Raw genomic sequence first — 17,575 nt, forward strand, 5'->3', positions numbered from 1 at the left:
GGGAATGAGAGTGCAACCTAACAGCGCCAGCCGAGCTATCACCGACTATTTCAATAGCCCGGACTGGCGGGTGCCGCCGGAATCTGACCTGCTGGCGGTGATTCTGCGCGAGCTGATGGAGGCGGGTCAGCCCGCCACCAACAAAGCCGTGGTGGCGCGGGTGATCGCCAGGCTGGAGGTGGAAGGCGATGAACAGCGGCTGCATGCTTACCGTACCCTGCTGGCTCAGCTGATGGAGACGCGCCCAGAGGAGTAAGCCCCTACTTCACCCAGCGCAGCTTATCCGTTTCACTGACGCTGGCCCGTCCGCTGCTGCGCTGAAACAGGCAGAGTTCCCGTCCGCGCTTATTCTTCATCTGTCGCTGGGGATAACGCCCCTCCAGCAACAGCGCGCTGTAACCCACGCTATCGTCATACTCGATCGCCTCCCCCAGCACCTTCACTTTGCTGAGGTGACTGGCGTTGATACAGGCCTGTACCATCACCTGATGACTCTGCTGCCAGGCCTGCTCGCTGGAAGCCTGCGCCAGTGCGCTGCTGAGCAGCAGCGCAGCCAACCCCACGCCCGATAACCGTTTCATTTCCACTCCTGTCGCGGCCCGACGCCGCTAAAAAAATTCCCGCCGGGGCGGGAATAAACAAGACGAGCATACTCTTTTGAGTGACGGGAAAATGCCGAAACGCCCGCTTATCCTCGCCTGCCTGGATGACAGGAGGATGACAGCGCCTCAGCTTTTGCCGCTAGCCACAGTAGACGGAACTGATGTTGCCGCTTTTATCGGCCAGGAAGTTAAGCCGGTTAAGGTTGAAGTCCATGGTAACCGCCGAGTTGTAGGGGATCGCGCGGACCTGCTGCTCAAAGTGCTGCCCCTGGAGCGCCGTTAAGGGTTTACCGACGTAGCTCTGAAACTGCGAAGCGCCACAGCGGTCAGCGTCAGGATCGTGCGGCACACTGGCGGTGTCGGGTTTGCTGGCAGACTGACAGGCGGTTAAAGCAAACAGCCCGATAACCAGCAGCCCTTTTCCATAAAATTTCACGTTTTTTCTCCTGTTGAACGGGTAAACCTGTTTCAAGAGTAGCAAAACGTGCCAGCCGACCTGAACCCCGGAAAGGTAAAGTTGTTACAGCCGGGTAAAACAGGCGCGCCAGTCACAGGAAATTTTAGGAATAATCGCACTCACTGCCTAAAATAAATACAGTCTGTTCGTAAACTTTGCTGAGTCCAGAGAGGTAATGATGGAACTGATTATTTTTATCGTCTGCGCCATGCTGATGACCGCCGTGGCGGTCAAAGTGCGTTAATCCCGCTCTGTCGGGTTTTGCGCGGTTCTTTCCAGAAGCGTACTGAATGCGGCCAGCGGCATCGGCCGACCGAGGAAGTAGCCTTGCCCCTCTTCGCACGAGAGCTGTTTGAGCTGGTTCAGCTGCGCTTCTGTCTCAATCCCCTCCGCCGTAATGGTCAGCGCAAAGGCGCGCGCCAGCGCGATAATCCCCGCCACCACCGACTGCGCCTGCTGCGACTCCGGGAAATCTTTCATCCATGAGCGGTCAATCTTCAGGCCGTTAAACGGGAAGGTTTTCAGATAGCCCAGCGCCGCATAGCCGGTGCCGAAATCGTCAACCGTCAGGCGCACGCCCAGCGATCGTAAGCCCTGCATCACCTCCAGCGCATGCTGGGGATGTTCAAAAGTAACGTTTTCGGTGATCTCCAGCTCCAGCCGGGTCGCGGGCAGGCCGCTTCTCTCCAGCGCGCTGGCGACCCGCTGTACCAGATCGCTGGTGCGGAACTCCATCGGGGAGATATTGACCGAGACGTAGCGATCGCCGCCCCACCCCAGCGCATCTTCGCAGGCGCGCATCAGTACCCAGTCGCTGATGGTGGCGATCAGACCACTCTCTTCCGCCAGCGGAATAAAGCGATCCGGGGTGATCCACTGATCGGGAGCGATCTGCCAGCGAATCAGCGCCTCGGCCCCCGCCAGTTGTCCGCTCAGCAGCTGATAGCGCGGCTGATAGTGCAGGCGAAACTCATTATTCTTCAGCGCCTTCTCAATGCGCCGGGAGAGTTCGCGCTTGTCGTCATGCTGACTCGCCATCTCATTGGCGTACCAGACCCACTGATTGCGCCCCGCTTCACGCGCTTCATTCAGCGCAATATCTGACATCCGCAACAGCATTTCCGCATGAGTGGAGTCCTGCGGCGCGCAGGCGATCCCCATGCTGATAGTAAGATAGTGGACATGCTGACCGGTGCTGACCGGCTGCTGCATCTCATGCACCAGCTGGGCACAGCGCTGATCGACCCGATCCCGGTTCGCCTCCCGCAACACCAGCACGAACTCATCGCCGCCCAGTCGCGCCACCAGTTCGTGCGGACCGATAGAGCGCTTCAGCCGCTGGGCTATCTGGCTCAGCACCTCGTCACCCACCGCGTGGCCCCAGGTTTCATTGATGGGCCGGAACTGATCGAGATCGAGCGTAATCAGGGTCAGCGGCGTGGCCTCCTCGCGCTGCTCAAAGTGCAGCGTCAGGAACTCCTGCAACTGGAGGCGATTTGATAAACCGGTCAGGACATCGTGGCGCGACAGGAACTGGATGCGCGCTTCCGCTTCCATCCCCTGGGTAATGTCCGACACCGTACCGCGAAACCCGATGCGCCGCGCATCCTGCCAGATGGTTTTCGCCACCAGCTGACCAATGCGCCGGTCGCCCTGTGCCGACATAAACTGACAGCGCAGTGGCATCGGTTGCGGCTCCTGTTGCTGGCGCAGCAGCCAGGCAACCAGAGAGTGGCTGGGGTGGGTCAGCAGATGGTCGAGATGTCGCCCCAGCCAGTGGGCGATTTCATGGCCGGTCACCGCCTCGAAACGTGAGGAGAGATAGATCAGGCGGCCCTCTTCATCCGTTTCCCAGATCCAGTCTGACGCCGCCTCCGCGAGATCGCGGAAGCGCGCCTCACTGCTGGCCAGCTCCTGCTGGCTGATGGTCAGCAGGGCGAAACGCCGGTCCGAAAGAATCGCGTTATATAAGGCGTGCCGGCTGACGCGGCGGGTGATCAGGCCGATGATAATCGCCATCAGCAGCAGCAGCGGCAGCAGAAACAGGATCAGGCCCATGCCCGGCATTTTAGGCGTCCAGCGCAGCACCACCGGTTCGCCACCGGCGACCGGCTGGAGCATGCGCGGCTCACGTATGGCATCCTCTGCGCTGGTGGGGTTGCGGGGGTCGCGCACATCCAGCGTCACGCCCAGCTCTTGCAGCTTGGCTGGGGTGAACAGATTCACAAACACCATGATCGACGGCGGTCCCGCTTTGGTGGGCAGCCCGGTCACTTTGCCACGGCTGATTGGTGCGGCGACCACAATCGCCGCCTGATGATTAATGATGGCATTACGGGTCAGGGCGGCGTTATTGAGCTGGCGCGCGGCGGCAATCATCCCGCTGGTCTGCCTGCCCAGCCAGGCCTCCAGCGGGGTATTCGCCAGCTGGCCGTTAATCACCGCGTAGCTGGTGCGTCCCTCGCCATCGACGACAAACACCCCTTCGTAATGATACTCCTGATAGAGCCCTGGGCCGAAATTCTCTTCGTTAAACGCCCAGACCTTATCTACTTTCAGGTGCAGATTGCGCCAGGCTTCGCCCCAGAAGGCATAATCACGGATGTCGGTGATCATCGCTTCCTGGCGATTTTTCCACGCCTGCTCCATCAGCAGATGGTCATGCTCAACCGAGACGCTGTTTTGCCGCTGCGCAATGGTCAGCACCATCAGCATCGAGAGCACCAGCACGCCAAACAGCAGCAGCGAAAGCGTGCGCAGACTGCGCCGCGTAAAGCGGACAGTGCGGTCTTCTGCTGCATGTGTAAACGATGATGGCGGCGCTGCCGGTGGATCAAAAGTCATTAAGAGTGCTCACTACACAACCAGGGTTTCAGATACCGGGCCTGCAACACAGCGTGTCAGATGGGCCAGATTAGTTTCCTCTGTTATCGGCTCACTCGCTCTGGTGTTTAGTCTGCGGCTAAAATTTAGCGCGTAAATATTGTGTTATTGGCTGACTCGACAGCGATCAGGCGCATTGCTACTATGCGCTAACCTTCGCTGGCTGAGTCGCCTATGAACACCATTTCCGACAAAGTGACCCTGACGCTGTTCTACGTCGGCAGCTTTGTGGTTTATTACCTGATCACCATGCTGATCACGCTGTTTCCCAATTACGGCGTGCTGCGCAATGACGGCCTGCTGGTGCCGGTGCTCTGCCTGTTCGAATTTGCGGTGATCTACCCGCTCTACCGTTTTTACTGCCAGCGCCGCAGCGATTTGCCGCTGGGCGAACTGCGTATGCTGCAAACCCTGCTGTTTATTGGCGTGCTGTTTATTCTGATGGCGGCGCAGACGCAGTTCATGCAGCCGGAAGGCTGGCTGGTGATGCAGGCGCAGCAGGGACGCAACTCACTGCTGATTTTGCTGCTGACCGCCGTGCTGCTGGCACCGGTGTTTGAAGAGGTGCTGTTTCGCGGTTTCCTCTTACAGGGCTTTCTGCTGTGGGCGCCGCGCAGCCGCTTCGCCTGTATGCTGCTGACCTCGCTGCTGTTCGCGGCGATGCACACCCAGTATGTGCACTGGCAGACCATTATCGCCCTGACGCTCTTCTCGCTGCTGCTCTGCTATGCGCGCCTGCGCAGCAACAGCCTGGCGCTGCCGATCTTCCTGCACACCCTGAATAACCTGATTGCGCTGCTGCCCGCCTGGTATTTCGCGGGCTGAACCGCCGCACGGCTCTGCGCGTCAGGATGATCCGCCCGGCCTGACGCCCGCCGAAGGGCGCACCGCTCCCGCTGATAAAGCCGCCCCGTCACGTTTGTCTATACTGGTTGGTAAAAAGGAATGAAAAGACTCACAGTCCGCACCACCAGACCGTGTAAAGGAGACGAGCATGTTGATAGGATTTGTGTTGTTAGTCAGTGCGTGCGGCTACGACGCCTGTGAGGCGCTGCCGGTTTCCGAGCGCATCTACCCGACTAAAGTGGCCTGTGAAACCATGGCCAACCGTATTCATAAAGTCAGGCCGAATGTGGTCCTGCTGTGTGGTGAAGTGCATCGCTAAATCAGGGCCAGCCGCAATAAAGCTCGGCTGCAACATTGCAAGCTGGCGCTTTAGCGTACAAAATATAAGCTGTTGTTACCCATTACCGTTGTGAATCCCATGAAAACATCACGCCCCCGTCGTCCTGGTGGACGCTGGGTATATTATCTTTTATATGATGGCATTCTGTGGCCCTGCCCCGTTCGCTGGGAGTGGGAGAGCAGTTATGGCGGCTGGTTGCCCTTTTACTACACCCCGACCTTTGAGTTCGTGGTGGGCGATCCACGCAAGGCTTATCGCATTGCGCGCAGCGACGTGCGGGCTAAGCGGCGTGAGGATGCGTTTGTCTGAGTCAGATTATCGCCACGGCAGCCAGGAGGCGGTCAGCAGGAAGTGCACAGCTTCCAGCACGATAATCACCATCAGTAGTATGCCGAGCGTGTGGCGGCCTATCCCCTTCATTACGTCAGGCCCAGATCATCGCCGCCCAGCGGATCAGCAGCAGCGCGCCGCAGATGCAGAGCAATACCAGCACCATTTTCCACTGTTTTTTCGCCGTACGGGATCTCATACGCCGCTTTTCTCCCTGTCAGAAAGCGAAGATGCGCCAGAAGGCGCATCTGTTTCGGTCAACAACAGGACCGCTGGTGCTTAGCATACTGCCAGGGCCGCCAAAAGGCGACCCGTTACGGCATCAGTTGTTCAGGGTGTAATCCAGCGTAATCTCTGCGTTCAGCAGCTGAGAAACCGGACAGCCCGCTTTGGCTTTATTGATGATCTCATCGAAGGTCGACTCATCAATGCCTGGCAGAGAGATGGTGCTGGTCAGCGCCACTTTGGTGATGGCAAAGCCTTCACCTTTCTTATCCAGTGACACATCTGCGGTGGTATCGATGCTTTCTGGCGGATGGCCCGCCTGACCCAGCATCAGCGATAACGCCATCGAGAAACAGGCCGCATGCGCCGCGCCAATCAGCTCTTCCGGGTTAGTGCCTTTACCGCCTTCAAAACGGGTGTTAAAGCCATAGGGCTGCTGGCTCAGTACGCCGCTCTCGGTACTGACCGTACCTTTGCCTTTAATATCGCCTTCCCAATGTGCTGAACCTTTCTTATGAATGGTCATCTCGTTCCTCCTGTTGGTAAAGAAGTTAAGTATAGCCAGGCGATTCAGTTTCGCCGGGTTAACTCACCGCGCGGGGACGCGGCGGCGGGCTTTGCGGCGTCAGCAGCGCCTCCGCCTGCACCAGCGAATCGCGGGTGATCTCGCCGATCGACTTCGCCCCGGTCAGGGTCATGGCAACGCGCATCTCTTTCTCAATCAGGTTCAGCAGGTTCTCCACGCCGCGCTGACCGTGGGTGGCCAGCGCATAGATAAAGGCGCGTCCCAGCAGCACGCTGTCTGCGCCCAGCGCAATCATCCGCACCACATCCAGTCCGTTGCGGATGCCGCTGTCGGCCAGGATGGTGATGTCGCCTTTCACCGCATGGGCGATGGCGGGCAGCGCGCGCGCCGATGAGAGCACGCCATCCAGCTGGCGACCGCCGTGGTTGGAAACCACGATGCCATCTGCGCCGAAGCGCACCGCATCGCGCGCATCTTCCGCATCGAGAATGCCCTTGATCACCATCGGCCCATCCCAGAACTCCCGGATCCACTCCAGATCTTTCCAGCTGATGGAGGGATCGAAGTTGTTGGCCAGCCAGCCGATGTAATCTTCCAGCCCGGTGGGTTTGCCCAGATAGGCGGAGATGTTTCCCAGATCGTGGGGACGGCCCTGCAACCCCACATCCAGCGCCCACTGCGGATGGGTCACGGCCTGCCAGTAACGACGCAGCGCCGCGTGATTGCCGCTCATGCCGGAGTGGGCGTCACGGTAGCGTGCGCCCGGTGTCGGCATATCGACGGTAAACACCAGTGTTGAACAACCAGCGGCTTTGGCGCGCTCCAGCGCATTGCGCATAAAGCCGCGATCGCGCAGCACGTAGAGCTGGAACCACATCGGCCGGTTAATCTGCGGGGCCACCTCTTCAATCGGACAGACCGAGACGGTCGAGAGGGTAAACGGGATGCCCTTCAGGGCGGCGGCGCGCGCCGCCTGCACCTCCCCACGGCGGGCGTACATCCCGCACAGCCCGACCGGGGCCAGCGCCACCGGCATCGACAGGGTTTCATTGAATAATTTTGTTTCAAGACTCAGTTCCGACATGTTCTTCAGAATGCGCTGGCGCAGCGCCACGTCGGAGAGATCTTCCACGTTACGCCGCAGCGTATGTTCGGCATAGGCACCGCCATCCAGATAGTGGAACAGGAACGGTGGCAGGATACGTTGCGCGGCGGCGCGATAGTCACTGGCAGCTGAGATAATCATCAGTCAGATTCCTTTGGGTTGCGTGTGTCGTTATCCGGTAAGCGGGTGATGCGCGCCTGGCGCGCTTCATCTTCATGCAGGCTTTTCATGGTGGTGTGAACAAAGCCCAGATGCTGCATCGCCGCCTGGCGGGCGGCTTCAGCCTCACCGGCGAGAATGGCGTTGAGCAGCGCCTGATGCTGTTCGGTCAGGCGGGCAAAAATCGCTGGCTGGGTATACATACGCTGGCGGCTCTGCATCACCGACGACTGCAACAGCTCAAAAAAGCCGCGCATGGTCTGCAACAGCACCACATTGTGCGACGCCTCGGCAATCGCCAGATGGAAGCGCACATCCGCCTGGGCCGCGAGATCGGGATCGTCACTCTCTTTGAGCTTCAGCGTGGCGTCAAAGGCGTATTGCAGCTTCTCTTTATCGGCGTCGCTGGCGCGCAGCGCGGCGTGCCAGGCGGTGCTGGCCTCAATCGCGTGGCGCGCTTCCAGGATGTCGTAGCGGTAGTCAGGATCGTCATGCAGCAGCTGGCGAATCGGCTCGACGATGCGCTGTTCCGACCAGGGAGCCAGCTGCTGACGCACCCAGGTGCCGCCGCCGCGTCGGCTGATCAGCATCCCGCTGCTGATCAGCTGCTGAAGCGCTTCGCGCAGCGAGGAGCGGGAGACGCCCAGTTCCGCCGCCAGCTGGCGTTCGGCGGGCAGGCGCATCCCCGCGGTGAGCTGATGTTCGCTGATATAAGCCCGCAGGCGCGCCACCAGCGGTGAAACAGTCGGGTTCATGGGATCATCCAGGGGAATACGTAAGCCTGAAGGGTGGTAATGATCCCCACCAGGCAGGTGAAAATCAGGCTGTGTTTAACCGTAAAGCGGAACAGATCGGACTCTTTCCCCACCAGTCCGACCGCCGCACAGGCGATGGCGATCGACTGCGGCGAGATCATCTTACCGGTGACGCCGCCGGTGGTATTAGCCGCCACCAGCAGAATATCGGAGACGCCAATCTGCTGCGCGGTAGTGGCCTGTAAAGCCGCAAACAGCGCGTTGGAGGAGGTGTCTGACCCGGTCAGAAAAACCCCCAGCCAGCCGAGGAACGGCGAAAAGAAGGTGAAAGCATGGCCGGTGTGGGCCAGTGCCAGCGCCAGGGTCGCGGAGAGGCCGGAGTAGTTGGAGATAAAGGCAAAGGCCAGCACCATGCCGATGGAGTAGATCGGCAGCGCCAGCTCTTTCAGCGTCTCACCAAAGGTGCGCAGCGCCGCTTTTGGCTTCATGCGCAGCAGCACCATCGCCATGATCGCCGCAATTAAGATGGCGGTGCCGGTAGCGGAAACCAGGTCGAGCTTAAAGATCGCCGGATAAGGCGTGGCGCTGCCCACCACCGGCGGCATCCGCGCCACCAGCTCATTCAGCAGCGGCACCGGCACGCTCAGCACCCAGTCGTAAAGCGCGCCACCTTTGGCGAACAGCGCTTTAAACGGCGGAATGCTCCAGAGCGTAACGGTGGCGGTGAGGAACAGGAACGGCATCCAGGCGCGAACAATCTGCCCCAGCCGGTAGTGCTGCACCGGCAGCGCCGGATCGGGCTGCGCGTCGGCGCTGGCGAAGCGGAAGATACGCACCGGTTTCCAGACCTTCAGAAACAGCGTCAGCGAAATCAGCGAGGCGAGCGACGAGATAATATCGGGCAGTTCCGGGCCGAGGAAGTTGGAGCTGAGGAACTGGGCGATAGCAAAGGAGCCCCCCGCCACCACCACTGCCGGCCAGGTCTCTTTCACCCCGCGCCAGCCATCCATGATCGCCATAATCCAGAACAGCACAATCAGGGTCAGCAGCGGCAGCTGGCGGCCGGCCATCTGCCCGATGGCGAAGCTGTCCAGCCCGGTGACCTGCCCGGCCACGATAATCGGAATGCCCATCGCGCCAAAGGCGACCGGCGCGGTATTCACAATCAGGCAGAGTCCGGCGGCGTAGAGCGGATTAAAGCCCAGCCCGACCAGCAGCGCGGCGGTGATCGCCACCGGTGCGCCAAAGCCCGCCGCACCTTCCAGAAAGGCACCAAACGAGAAGCCGACAATCAGCATTTGCAGCCGCTGATCCGGGGTAATCGACAGGATCGAAGCGCGGATAATATCGAACTGGCCGGTTTTGACCGAGATCTTATAGACAAAGACCGCCGCGACAATAATCCAGGCGATCGGCCAGAGACCATAGAGAAAGCCATACACCACGGCGGCCAGTGCCTGCGCTGTCGGCATCTGATAGAGAAACAGCGCCACCAGCAGCGCCAGCCCCACGGTGGCGGTGGCGGCCAGGTAGCCCTTCATCTTCAGCTTAATCAGCGCGAAGAAGAAAAACAGAATCGGGATCAGTGCGACCAGGCTCGAAAGCCAGATATTGCCCAGCGGATCGTAGTTTTGTTGCCAGATCTGCATGCCGGTATCTCCAGGAGTGGAAGAAATGTGGCGCGCGGTCGCCATGCCACGCGCCAGCTGCGCCGCCGGATTGGTCCGACCAAAATGGTTATGCGGCGCTTATGGCAAGAGATAGTTAATGCATTGTTAACCAGTGGCAACAGAAGTTAAGTGATTTTTCGCGTTGTGTGAACCAGAGAAAAATATTGCCGCTATTGGTCGGACCAAAATCATCGATTTTCTTCCGGGAAGGCACGCGGATAGCTGCGGGGATGAAAACGCAGGTTCAGCCCGACCAGCAGCAGTGTCACCGCCGCCTGAAGCAGCCAGACGCTGGTGAAGTGACCGGTGAGCTGATGAAGCTGCCCGGCGATAAACGGCATGCAGCCAGCGATGATAAAGCCGACGCCCTGCATAAAGGCCACCAGCCGGGCCGCGGCCTGCGGCTGAGCCAGGTGATCCAGCGCCAGCACCAGCGCCAGCGGAAACGCCCCACCCAGTCCGGCACCCGCGATCCCCGCCCAGAGCCAGGGCGCCAGTCCGGGTGCCAGCAGAAAGCCGAGCATGCCGCTGAACTGCAAAGCCAGCGTCAGCAGCAGCAGCGGACGACGATCGCGCCCGCGCGCCAGCAACGGCAGCAGCAGTGCACCCATCACCTGACAGCCGATCATCACCCCAAGCAGCGAGCCGCCCGCCTGGGCGCTCCAGCCGAGCTGATGATAGAAGTCGGGCAGCCAGGCGACGCAGATCGCATAGCCGCCATTTACCAGGCCAAAGCTCAGCGCCAGCGTCCAGGCGCGGGGCTTGCGCCATAGCGAAGGCAGCTCTGCCGCGTCACGGCCCGCTGCCGCGGGCGTGGTGATAAACAACCACAGCAACAGCGCCAGCACCACCGGCAGCGCCCAGCCGCTCAGCGCGCCCTGCCAGCCGACCTGCGCCGCCAGCCAGGGCGTTATCGCCGCGCCAATCCCACCGCCGCCCATCAGCGCCGCCGCCCATAAGCCGGTCACTGGCGCGCTGCGGGCAGCGAAGCGCTGACGGATCAGGCCCGGCATCGCCATCTGCACCATGCCGATGCCCGCGCCGCCCGGAACCGTGCTCAGTACCAGCCCGCCTCCGTCAGTGAGAAACAGCCGGCTCAGCAGCGCCAGCAGCAGCAGCGCTGATCCGCCCAGCAGCAGCGTGCGCACCGTAAAACGCTGCATCAGCGGGGCGCTGACCAGCGCGATGCCGCCCATCATCATCATCGGCAGCGCAGGCAGCAGCGACGCCGCCAGCGGTGAGAGGCCGATGCTGTGCCGCAGCTGGCCGAGTAACGGACTGACCGAGGTCATCAGGGGGCGCATATTAAGCCCGGCCAGCACCAGTGCCGCCAGCAGCAGGTTGTTATCTTTGTTCATCACAGATCCGCAGATTTAAAAGTTGTCAGCCTGCCAGCAGCCGTTACTATCTGGAAATGAAATATGACTCTGCCAGGTAGTGGAAAAATGAATCGTCAGCCGATGTTTACGCCGCAGCAGCTGCTCAGCTTTGTGGCGGTGTGCGAAACGCGCAGCTTTACCCGCGCGGCTGAGCGGGTCCATCTGTCGCAGTCCACCGTCAGTCAGCAGGTGCGACGGCTGGAGGAGATGGTTGGCAAGGATCTGCTGGTGCGCTCCTCGCATCAGGTGCAGATCACCGAAGAGGGGGAGAAACTTTTAGGCTACGCCCGGCGGATCATCGCCCTGAACGGGGAAGCCCACGATGTGCTGAGCGATAAATGGCGCGACGGGGTGCTGCGGCTGGGCGTGCCGGAAGATTTCGCCGCCCCCACCGCCGGTCTGCTGGCCCATTTCAGCCGCGACCATCCTCAGCTGCGGCTGGACGTGATGAGCGGCATGCAGGTGGAGCTGCGCCGCGCCTGGCAGCGTGAGGAGCTGGATATTATGCTGATTAAACAGCCCGCTGGCGAACGTCCGCTGGCGTCGCGCCCGGAGCCGCTGCTGTGGCTCGACAGCGCCGCCTGGCCCTGCTTTGAACAGACCCCGGTGCCGCTGGTGCTGTTTCCGCAGCAGGGGCTCTATCGCGACGAGGTGTGCCAGACGCTTGACGCGCTGGGCCGTAGCTGGCGCATCAGTTACAGCAGCGCCAGCCTGGTCGCCCTCGCCGCCGCCAGCGCGCAGGGACTCGGTCTGACCCTGCTGCCCGCCAGCTGCCGTCTGCCGCAGCATCGGGTGCTGGGCAGCGAAGCGGGTCTGCCGGTGATTGATACCTTTGAACTGGCGCTGTTCTGCCGCCAGCCGCAGGATGCGCTGCAACGAGAACTGGCGGAAGCCCTGGCCACCTTCAGCCAGCTGCGCTGGCAGTGAGCTATCGAATAGCTGCCAGTGGAAAATAACGCAGCAGGCTGACGCAGCCTTTGTCAGATTAAGCTTTTGTTCACTTTGCAGGAGCCTCTGATGTCCCTTTCCCCTTCTCCGAGCCGTCGTGATTTCCTCGGCCAGAGCGTCCGCTGGACCGCCGCTGGCGGGCTGCTGGCCGCGGGCCTTGCCAGCGCAGCGAGCCCTGCGCGCCCGTCCTCCTCTCTCCCTGACCAGCCCGCCGCCCTGCCGCAGCAGGATCACTATCTGCTGCGCAACGTGCGGCTGGAAGAGGGGTTTATCCGTGAAGATAATGAGATCGTCGCCACCCGGACCGGCCGCTATGACATCAGCGTGCGCAACGGTAAATTTGACCAGCTGCAACCAGCTGGCGAGGGCGACAGCACGCTGCCCTCATGGGATGCCGGAGATGCCCTGCTGCTGCCCGCCACTCAGGATATGCATATCCATCTGGATAAGACCTTCTATGGCGGCCCGTGGCAGGCACCGCGTCCGCGTCAGGGCAAAACCATTATGGATATGATTGCGCGCGAGCAGGTGCTGATCCCGCAGCTGCTGCCGCACTCACAGGCGCGCGCCGAAGGGTTGATCGCCCTGCTGCACGCCAAAGGCACCACCCGCGCCCGCAGCCACTGCAATATCGATCCGGTCAGCGGTTTGCAGAGTCTGGAACATTTGCAGGCGGCGCTGGCGAATCATCCCGACTTTCCCTGCGAGATCGTCGCCTTTCCCCAGCATGGCCTGCTGCATTCGCAGGTGGATGGCCTGATGCGCGAGGCGATGCAGCGCGGCGTGGAGTATGTCGGCGGACTCGATCCCACCAGTGTGGATGGTGCGATGGAGAAGTCGCTGGATGCGATGTTCCAGATTGCGCTCGACTACCAGCGCGGCGTCGATATTCACCTGCATGAAACCTCTGCGGCGGGCGTCGCGGCGATGCACTATATGATCGACACGGTGGCAAAAAACCCCTCGCTGAAGGGGAAAGTGACCCTGAGCCACGGCTTTGCGCTGGCGACCCTGAGTGGCAGCGCGCTGCAAAAGATGATTGAGGGGCTGGCGGAGCAGCAGTTCAGCGTCGCCTCAACCCTGCCGCTCGGCAAACTGACCATGCCGATCCCGCAGTTACAGGCGGCGGGGGTGAAGGTGATGACCGGCACCGACAGCGTGATCGATCACTGGTCGCCGTTTGGCAGCGGCAGCATGCTGGAAAAAGCGAATCTCTATGCGCAGCTCTATCGCGGATCGGATGAGTTTTCCCTGTCGCGGGCGCTGGCGATCGCCACTGACGATCGGCTGCCCCTGTCAGCGCAGGGCAAGCGTCAGTGGCCGGAGGTGGGGGATGAAGCCAGCATGATGCTGGTTGCCGCCAGCTGCTCCGCTGAAGCGGTGGCGCGGATTTCGCCAGTCGTGGCGACCTTTTCACGCGGTAAAGCGGTCTTTGTGCGGACAGCGGCCTGAAACAACAGAGCCTCCCTCAGGAGGCTCTGCATTTACCTGTGCGAATCGCCTGTTATGCGCTTTTCGCCCATTGGTCATTCGACATCAATTCCATTGCCAGCGCATATAAGCGACGATCTTCCTGATCACAGGGCTCATCTTCCGCATAACAGCCGATCATCGAGGCGATCTTATCCGCAGATAAACTCTCTCCATGAACATGCAGTGTCAGTACGGCGCGGCCTACTATTTTAAGCACATTTTCATGTGGTCCCTGGATGCTATTACTCAATGCAAATACCCTCTACCGGTCGTTGTACCAGGAATATGGCGCGCTAAATATAAAGCAATTAGCTCCACATTTTTATCGGCACGACGGGTGATATTTTTTAATGATTAATTCTATTACTGGAGTCGCTATTAAGGAGTTATCTGATTAACAATGAAATAAATTTTCAAAAACCGTGAGTTATAAAATAATAGCTGGCCTTGATAAATCCCCAATTCGGACAAATAACACACACATCGCAGCAACCGATTAAAAAAAACCACCTTTTTCCGGGAAACTTCAGCTTATTCTTAGAGGTGCAGTGGGGGATAGTTTCACGGGGCTTACCATCAAGGTTCCCGTTGCTGTGAGGCGCGCTTTCTGCCAGACTTGCCGCGCAATCATGCCCTACACTTTCAGCCTCAGAGGCCGCGCCCGTGACCGCTTTTTCTACCCTCAATTCGCTTCCCGACAGCCAGCTCGATAACCTGCGCGAGATGGGCTACACCAGCATGACGCCGGTGCAGGCCGCCACGCTGCCCGCCATTTTGCAGGGACGCGACGTGCGTGCGCAGGCGAAAACCGGCAGCGGTAAAACGGCCGCCTTTGGGATTGGTTTACTGCATCATATCGACAGCACCCGCTTTCAGACCCAGGCATTGATCCTCTGTCCGACCCGCGAACTGGCGGATCAGGTCGGCAATGTGCTGCGTCAGCTGGCGCGCTTCACCCGCAATATCAAGGTGCTGACCCTGTGTGGCGGACAGCCGATGAGCGCGCAGCGTGACTCGCTGGTGCATCCACCGCACATTGTGGTGGGCACGCCGGGTCGTATCCTCGACCACATTCATCGGGAAAACCTCAAGCTCGACCAGCTCAAAACCCTGGTGCTGGATGAGGCGGATCGGATGCTGGAGATGGGCTTCCTGAACGATATGGAAACGATCATCGAAGCCACGCCCGCCGCCCGCCAGACGCTGCTCTTTTCCGCCACCTGGCCCGATGGCATCACCGCCATCAGCAGCCGCTTCCAGCGTGACGCGCTGAGCGTGGTGACGGAAGAGGTGAGCGAACTGCCCTCGATCGATCAGCAATTTTTTGAAGCCAGCCACAATGAAAAACTGGGGCTGCTGATTGCGCTGCTCAGCGATCGTCAGCCCTCATCCTGTGTGGTCTTCTGTAACACCAAACGTGAATGTGATGATGTTGCGACGGCCCTGAACGCGCGTGACATCAGCGCGCTGCCGCTGCATGGCGATCTGGAGCAGCGCGATCGCGAACGGGTGCTGATCCGCTTCGCCAACGGCAGCGGACGAGTGCTGGTTGCCACCGACGTTGCGGCACGCGGACTCGACATCAAATCACTGGCGATGGTAGTTAACTACCAGCTCGCCTGGGACCCTGAAGTGCATCTGCACCGCATTGGTCGGACGGCGCGTGCCGGCGAACATGGTGTGGCGGTCAGCCTGGTGGCGGCCGATGAGATGGCACGCGCCCATGCGCTGGAAGATTTCCTGCAACAGAAACTGCCGTGGGTCGCTGCCAGCACGCTGAAAAAAGGCAGCAGTAAGCCGCTGCCCGCGGCCATGATGACCCTGTGCATTGATGGTGGCCGTAAAGCCAAAATCCGTCCGGGGGATATTCTGGGGGCACTGACCGGAGAAGCGGGATTCCGCGCCGAGCAGATCGGGAAAATCGTTCTGACCCCGACCCACGCCTACGTGGCGATTGAAGCGAACCAGGCGAAAGCGGCGCTGGTGAAACTGAAGCAGGGCAAAATCAAAGGCAAAACCTGCCGGGCGATCCTGCTGAAGGATTAAAAAAAAGGGCGAGGCAGCCGCCTCGCCCTCTTCTGTCAGGGTTCGTCGATACGCATCACATGCAGCGTGGTTTTATCCCCTCTGCCCTGCACCTTGCCACTGACGCGCACCTTGTCATCAGCGGTGTAGGTTTTACCATCGAACGTTTTCTTCGCGGCGATAATCGGTATCGTGCCGGTGTTATCACGGAACTGATAGCGCTCGCCCTGCTCTTTCTTCACGATATAGCCTTCCAGCGTGACATAGCCGCCCTGACGGAAATCGCGAATCTGATCGATGTGTGTCTGGCCGGTATCTTCCGATCCCTTATAGCCCGCATCCTGCTTGTGCTGCGGCGGCGGCGTGTCGCCAGCCTTGTATCCACCCTCTTCGGCCATGACGCCGGCACTCATCATCACCAGCAGCGACGCTAAAATCACTTTTTTCATTTCACACTCCTTTAGTGGAAAGGTATCCATGTCGAACCTTCAGACTTAAGCCTGGCACAATAATGGCCGTCCGTTTTATTTCACCCTTCTCTTCTCACTTTTTTCTCATTGCTGCCGATAACCTGTTCACACCCTATTTCACCAGCTGCGTTAATGCAGAGGCAACCATGGATAATTTTCAAAAAGAGATCGATGAAAGAGCGAACCTCGCGTTATCAAACAAGTTTGAACTGTTGCTGTTTCGCTTAGGTTCCGATCAGCTGAAAGGCAAGTCAGAGCTGTTTGGCATTAACGTCTTCAAGCTGCGTGAAATTGTGCCGATGCCGCCTATCACCAAAGCGGCGGGCATGCGTTCCCCGCTGCTGGGCATGGCGAGCATTCGCGGCCAGTTTATTCCGGTAATCGATCTGCCCGCCGTGGCCGGTTGCGTGCCGGAAACCGGCCTGAACCTGCTGCTGGTGACAGAGTACGCGCGCAACACCCAGGCGTTTGCCGTGGAGTCGGTCGAGAATATTGTGCGTCTCGACTGGAGCCAGGTGCATACCGCCGAAGCCGGTATCGGCGGCCGCAATATCACCAGCATCGCCTGCCTCGACAGCGACAAGCAGAGCAACGATCTGGCGATGGTGCTGGATGTCGAGCAGATCCTGTATGACATCATCCCCTCGGTGCGCGGTGTCGAACCTGAAGAGACCAAAGCCCGTACCTTCCATTTTCGCCCCGGTGCCGTTGCCATTGTGGCGGAAGATTCCAAAGTGGCGCGTCAGCTGCTGGAGCAGGGCCTGAAGAGCATGGGCATTCCGGCGCTGATGTTTAACACCGGTCTGGAAGCATGGGAAAAGATCAAGCTGATGAGTCAGGAAGCGCAGGCGACCGGTCAGTCGATTCACGACAAAATTGCCCTGGTGCTGACCGATCTGGAGATGCCAGAGATGGATGGCTTCACCCTGACCCGCAATATCAAGCGTGACCCAATCCTGAAAGTGCTGCCGGTGGTGATCCACTCCTCGCTTTCCGGCAGCGCCAACGAAGATCACGTGCGCAAAGTGGGTGCCGATGGCTATGTGGCAAAGTTTGAGCTGAATGAACTCTCTGACGTCATTTCTAACGTGCTCGAAACCGCCCGCTAAGCAAATAAACCGGGCCGACCGCTGACCTGTCGGCCCGCTGAACACCTTTTTATTCAGCCTTTTGCCCCTTATACCCCTTAACCCGGACAGGAACCCCATGATGCATACTGAAACTTTACCTGTTACCGCCCGTCAGAATCTGCTGCGTGGCCGTTTGCGCCAACTGGCCTGGATCAGTGCCTGTACCTTCAGCGCCGTGTTCTGGGTCGGTCTCTACTTTTTATTCTTCTGAATTCATCCCACACCTTCTCTACAGGCCGTCAGCACCTCACT

At 59.8% G+C, this 17,575-nt stretch carries 20 protein-coding genes; 9 read left to right on the top strand and 11 right to left on the bottom strand.

Features of this window, described 5'->3' with window-relative positions; genetic code table 11:
• Positions 1 to 4 precede the first annotated feature (4 nt).
• The gene (locus tag ACCW71_RS10720; RefSeq protein WP_436371170.1) at positions 5 to 256 is read left to right on the top strand and encodes a biofilm development regulator YmgB/AriR family protein; all 252 of its coding nucleotides are present in this window, start codon (positions 5 to 7) and stop codon (positions 254 to 256) included.
• A gap of 4 nt (positions 257 to 260) precedes the next feature.
• Here the strand turns inward: ACCW71_RS10720 and ACCW71_RS10725 are convergent, their stop codons facing one another.
• The 3 genes from ACCW71_RS10725 to ACCW71_RS10735 all read right to left on the bottom strand — a co-directional run bounded on the left by ACCW71_RS10725 (position 261) and on the right by ACCW71_RS10735 (position 3,903).
• A complete protein-coding gene (locus ACCW71_RS10725; protein ID WP_436371171.1) occupies positions 261 to 581 on the bottom strand; it encodes a hypothetical protein in 321 nt (106 codons plus the stop codon).
• A gap of 160 nt (positions 582 to 741) precedes the next feature.
• Positions 742 to 1,038: an I78 family peptidase inhibitor gene (locus ACCW71_RS10730; RefSeq protein WP_436371172.1), complete on the bottom strand. Its 297-nt coding sequence runs from the start codon at positions 1,036 to 1,038 to the stop codon at positions 742 to 744.
• A 261-nt stretch (positions 1,039 to 1,299) separates the two neighbouring features.
• Positions 1,300 to 3,903: a bifunctional diguanylate cyclase/phosphodiesterase gene (locus ACCW71_RS10735; RefSeq protein ID WP_436371173.1), complete on the bottom strand. Its 2,604-nt coding sequence runs from the start codon at positions 3,901 to 3,903 to the stop codon at positions 1,300 to 1,302.
• A 213-nt stretch (positions 3,904 to 4,116) separates the two neighbouring features.
• On the opposite strand from ACCW71_RS10735, the gene ACCW71_RS10740 reads away from it, so the two are divergent.
• The 3 genes from ACCW71_RS10740 to ACCW71_RS10750 all read left to right on the top strand — a co-directional run bounded on the left by ACCW71_RS10740 (position 4,117) and on the right by ACCW71_RS10750 (position 5,437).
• The gene (locus ACCW71_RS10740; protein WP_436371174.1) at positions 4,117 to 4,767 is read left to right on the top strand and encodes a CPBP family intramembrane glutamic endopeptidase; all 651 of its coding nucleotides are present in this window, start codon (positions 4,117 to 4,119) and stop codon (positions 4,765 to 4,767) included.
• 169 nt (positions 4,768 to 4,936) lie between these two features.
• Positions 4,937 to 5,107: a hypothetical protein gene (locus tag ACCW71_RS10745; protein ID WP_436371175.1), complete on the top strand. Its 171-nt coding sequence runs from the start codon at positions 4,937 to 4,939 to the stop codon at positions 5,105 to 5,107.
• A 99-nt stretch (positions 5,108 to 5,206) separates the two neighbouring features.
• Positions 5,207 to 5,437: a hypothetical protein gene (locus ACCW71_RS10750; RefSeq protein ID WP_029519422.1), complete on the top strand. Its 231-nt coding sequence runs from the start codon at positions 5,207 to 5,209 to the stop codon at positions 5,435 to 5,437.
• A gap of 115 nt (positions 5,438 to 5,552) precedes the next feature.
• Here the strand turns inward: ACCW71_RS10750 and yniD are convergent, their stop codons facing one another.
• The 6 genes from yniD to ACCW71_RS10780 form a co-directional block, all read right to left on the bottom strand.
• Entirely contained in the window at positions 5,553 to 5,657 is a 105-nt protein-coding gene (gene yniD, locus ACCW71_RS10755) for a small membrane protein YniD (protein ID WP_436371176.1), read from the bottom strand.
• A gap of 123 nt (positions 5,658 to 5,780) precedes the next feature.
• The gene (locus tag ACCW71_RS10760; RefSeq protein WP_436371177.1) at positions 5,781 to 6,209 is read right to left on the bottom strand and encodes an OsmC family protein; all 429 of its coding nucleotides are present in this window, start codon (positions 6,207 to 6,209) and stop codon (positions 5,781 to 5,783) included.
• A gap of 58 nt (positions 6,210 to 6,267) precedes the next feature.
• Positions 6,268 to 7,455, bottom strand: a complete 1,188-nt coding sequence (lldD, locus tag ACCW71_RS10765) for an FMN-dependent L-lactate dehydrogenase LldD (RefSeq protein WP_436371178.1) — start codon at positions 7,453 to 7,455, stop codon at positions 6,268 to 6,270.
• Positions 7,455 to 8,228 carry a transcriptional regulator LldR gene (gene lldR / locus ACCW71_RS10770; protein WP_436371179.1) on the bottom strand — a complete coding sequence of 258 codons (774 nt, stop codon included), beginning with the start codon at positions 8,226 to 8,228 and terminating at the stop codon, positions 7,455 to 7,457. Before lldR ends, lldD begins: the two co-directional genes overlap by 1 nt.
• Positions 8,225 to 9,877 (bottom strand): L-lactate permease, encoded by a 1,653-nt coding sequence (lldP, locus tag ACCW71_RS10775; protein WP_436371180.1) that lies wholly within the window; start codon positions 9,875 to 9,877, stop codon positions 8,225 to 8,227. Before lldP ends, lldR begins: the two co-directional genes overlap by 4 nt.
• A 209-nt stretch (positions 9,878 to 10,086) precedes the next feature.
• Positions 10,087 to 11,256, bottom strand: coding sequence for a cyanate transporter (locus ACCW71_RS10780; RefSeq protein WP_436371181.1), 1,170 nt, complete (start codon positions 11,254 to 11,256; stop codon positions 10,087 to 10,089).
• A gap of 87 nt (positions 11,257 to 11,343) precedes the next feature.
• Here ACCW71_RS10780 and ACCW71_RS10785 point away from each other — a divergent pair, with 87 nt between their 5' ends.
• Positions 11,344 to 12,204 carry a LysR family transcriptional regulator gene (locus ACCW71_RS10785; RefSeq protein WP_436371182.1) on the top strand — a complete coding sequence of 287 codons (861 nt, stop codon included), beginning with the start codon at positions 11,344 to 11,346 and terminating at the stop codon, positions 12,202 to 12,204.
• Positions 12,205 to 12,294: 90 nt separating this feature from the next.
• Positions 12,295 to 13,677, top strand: coding sequence for an amidohydrolase (locus ACCW71_RS10790; RefSeq protein WP_436371183.1), 1,383 nt, complete (start codon positions 12,295 to 12,297; stop codon positions 13,675 to 13,677).
• 52 nt (positions 13,678 to 13,729) lie between these two features.
• Here ACCW71_RS10790 and ACCW71_RS10795 read toward each other — a convergent pair whose 3' ends face one another.
• Positions 13,730 to 13,948 carry a hypothetical protein gene (locus tag ACCW71_RS10795; RefSeq protein ID WP_013356919.1) on the bottom strand — a complete coding sequence of 73 codons (219 nt, stop codon included), beginning with the start codon at positions 13,946 to 13,948 and terminating at the stop codon, positions 13,730 to 13,732.
• A 413-nt stretch (positions 13,949 to 14,361) separates the two neighbouring features.
• Between ACCW71_RS10795 and dbpA the strand changes: the two genes are divergently transcribed.
• Positions 14,362 to 15,744, top strand: a complete 1,383-nt coding sequence (dbpA, locus tag ACCW71_RS10800) for an ATP-dependent RNA helicase DbpA (protein ID WP_436371184.1) — start codon at positions 14,362 to 14,364, stop codon at positions 15,742 to 15,744.
• 35 nt (positions 15,745 to 15,779) lie between these two features.
• Here dbpA and ACCW71_RS10805 read toward each other — a convergent pair whose 3' ends face one another.
• On the bottom strand, positions 15,780 to 16,172 hold the full coding sequence (locus tag ACCW71_RS10805) for a YgiW/YdeI family stress tolerance OB fold protein (protein ID WP_436371185.1): 393 nt from the start codon (positions 16,170 to 16,172) through the stop codon (positions 15,780 to 15,782).
• 167 nt (positions 16,173 to 16,339) lie between these two features.
• Between ACCW71_RS10805 and ACCW71_RS10810 the strand changes: the two genes are divergently transcribed.
• Positions 16,340 to 17,302 carry a chemotaxis protein gene (locus ACCW71_RS10810; RefSeq protein ID WP_436371186.1) on the top strand — a complete coding sequence of 321 codons (963 nt, stop codon included), beginning with the start codon at positions 16,340 to 16,342 and terminating at the stop codon, positions 17,300 to 17,302.
• A gap of 97 nt (positions 17,303 to 17,399) precedes the next feature.
• A complete protein-coding gene (locus ACCW71_RS10815; protein WP_436371187.1) occupies positions 17,400 to 17,534 on the top strand; it encodes a hypothetical protein in 135 nt (44 codons plus the stop codon).
• Positions 17,535 to 17,575: the final 41 nt, after the last annotated feature.

It is taken from the genome of Pantoea sp. C2G6 (assembly GCF_051336815.1).
Taxonomy (GTDB): Bacteria; Pseudomonadota; Gammaproteobacteria; order Enterobacterales; family Enterobacteriaceae; genus Pantoea.

What these genes read in the sequence shown, in the direction of transcription:
- ACCW71_RS10810 (WP_436371186.1), top strand. Translation starts at nt 16,340, where the DNA reads ATGGATAATTTTCAAAAAGAGATCGATGAAAGAGCGAACCTCGCGTTA.
- yniD (WP_436371176.1), bottom strand. Translation starts at nt 5,657, where the DNA reads ATGAGATCCCGTACGGCGAAAAAACAGTGGAAAATGGTGCTGGTATTG.
- lldP (WP_436371180.1), bottom strand. Translation starts at nt 9,877, where the DNA reads ATGCAGATCTGGCAACAAAACTACGATCCGCTGGGCAATATCTGGCTT.
- ACCW71_RS10790 (WP_436371183.1), top strand. Translation starts at nt 12,295, where the DNA reads ATGTCCCTTTCCCCTTCTCCGAGCCGTCGTGATTTCCTCGGCCAGAGC.
- ACCW71_RS10780 (WP_436371181.1), bottom strand. Translation starts at nt 11,256, where the DNA reads ATGAACAAAGATAACAACCTGCTGCTGGCGGCACTGGTGCTGGCCGGG.
- ACCW71_RS10805 (WP_436371185.1), bottom strand. Translation starts at nt 16,172, where the DNA reads ATGAAAAAAGTGATTTTAGCGTCGCTGCTGGTGATGATGAGTGCCGGC.
- lldD (WP_436371178.1), bottom strand. Translation starts at nt 7,455, where the DNA reads ATGATTATCTCAGCTGCCAGTGACTATCGCGCCGCCGCGCAACGTATC.
- ACCW71_RS10745 (WP_436371175.1), top strand. Translation starts at nt 4,937, where the DNA reads ATGTTGATAGGATTTGTGTTGTTAGTCAGTGCGTGCGGCTACGACGCC.
- ACCW71_RS10750 (WP_029519422.1), top strand. Translation starts at nt 5,207, where the DNA reads ATGAAAACATCACGCCCCCGTCGTCCTGGTGGACGCTGGGTATATTAT.
- ACCW71_RS10760 (WP_436371177.1), bottom strand. Translation starts at nt 6,209, where the DNA reads ATGACCATTCATAAGAAAGGTTCAGCACATTGGGAAGGCGATATTAAA.
- ACCW71_RS10735 (WP_436371173.1), bottom strand. Translation starts at nt 3,903, where the DNA reads ATGACTTTTGATCCACCGGCAGCGCCGCCATCATCGTTTACACATGCA.
- ACCW71_RS10720 (WP_436371170.1), top strand. Translation starts at nt 5, where the DNA reads ATGAGAGTGCAACCTAACAGCGCCAGCCGAGCTATCACCGACTATTTC.
- ACCW71_RS10785 (WP_436371182.1), top strand. Translation starts at nt 11,344, where the DNA reads ATGAATCGTCAGCCGATGTTTACGCCGCAGCAGCTGCTCAGCTTTGTG.
- ACCW71_RS10740 (WP_436371174.1), top strand. Translation starts at nt 4,117, where the DNA reads ATGAACACCATTTCCGACAAAGTGACCCTGACGCTGTTCTACGTCGGC.
- lldR (WP_436371179.1), bottom strand. Translation starts at nt 8,228, where the DNA reads ATGAACCCGACTGTTTCACCGCTGGTGGCGCGCCTGCGGGCTTATATC.
- ACCW71_RS10815 (WP_436371187.1), top strand. Translation starts at nt 17,400, where the DNA reads ATGATGCATACTGAAACTTTACCTGTTACCGCCCGTCAGAATCTGCTG.
- ACCW71_RS10725 (WP_436371171.1), bottom strand. Translation starts at nt 581, where the DNA reads ATGAAACGGTTATCGGGCGTGGGGTTGGCTGCGCTGCTGCTCAGCAGC.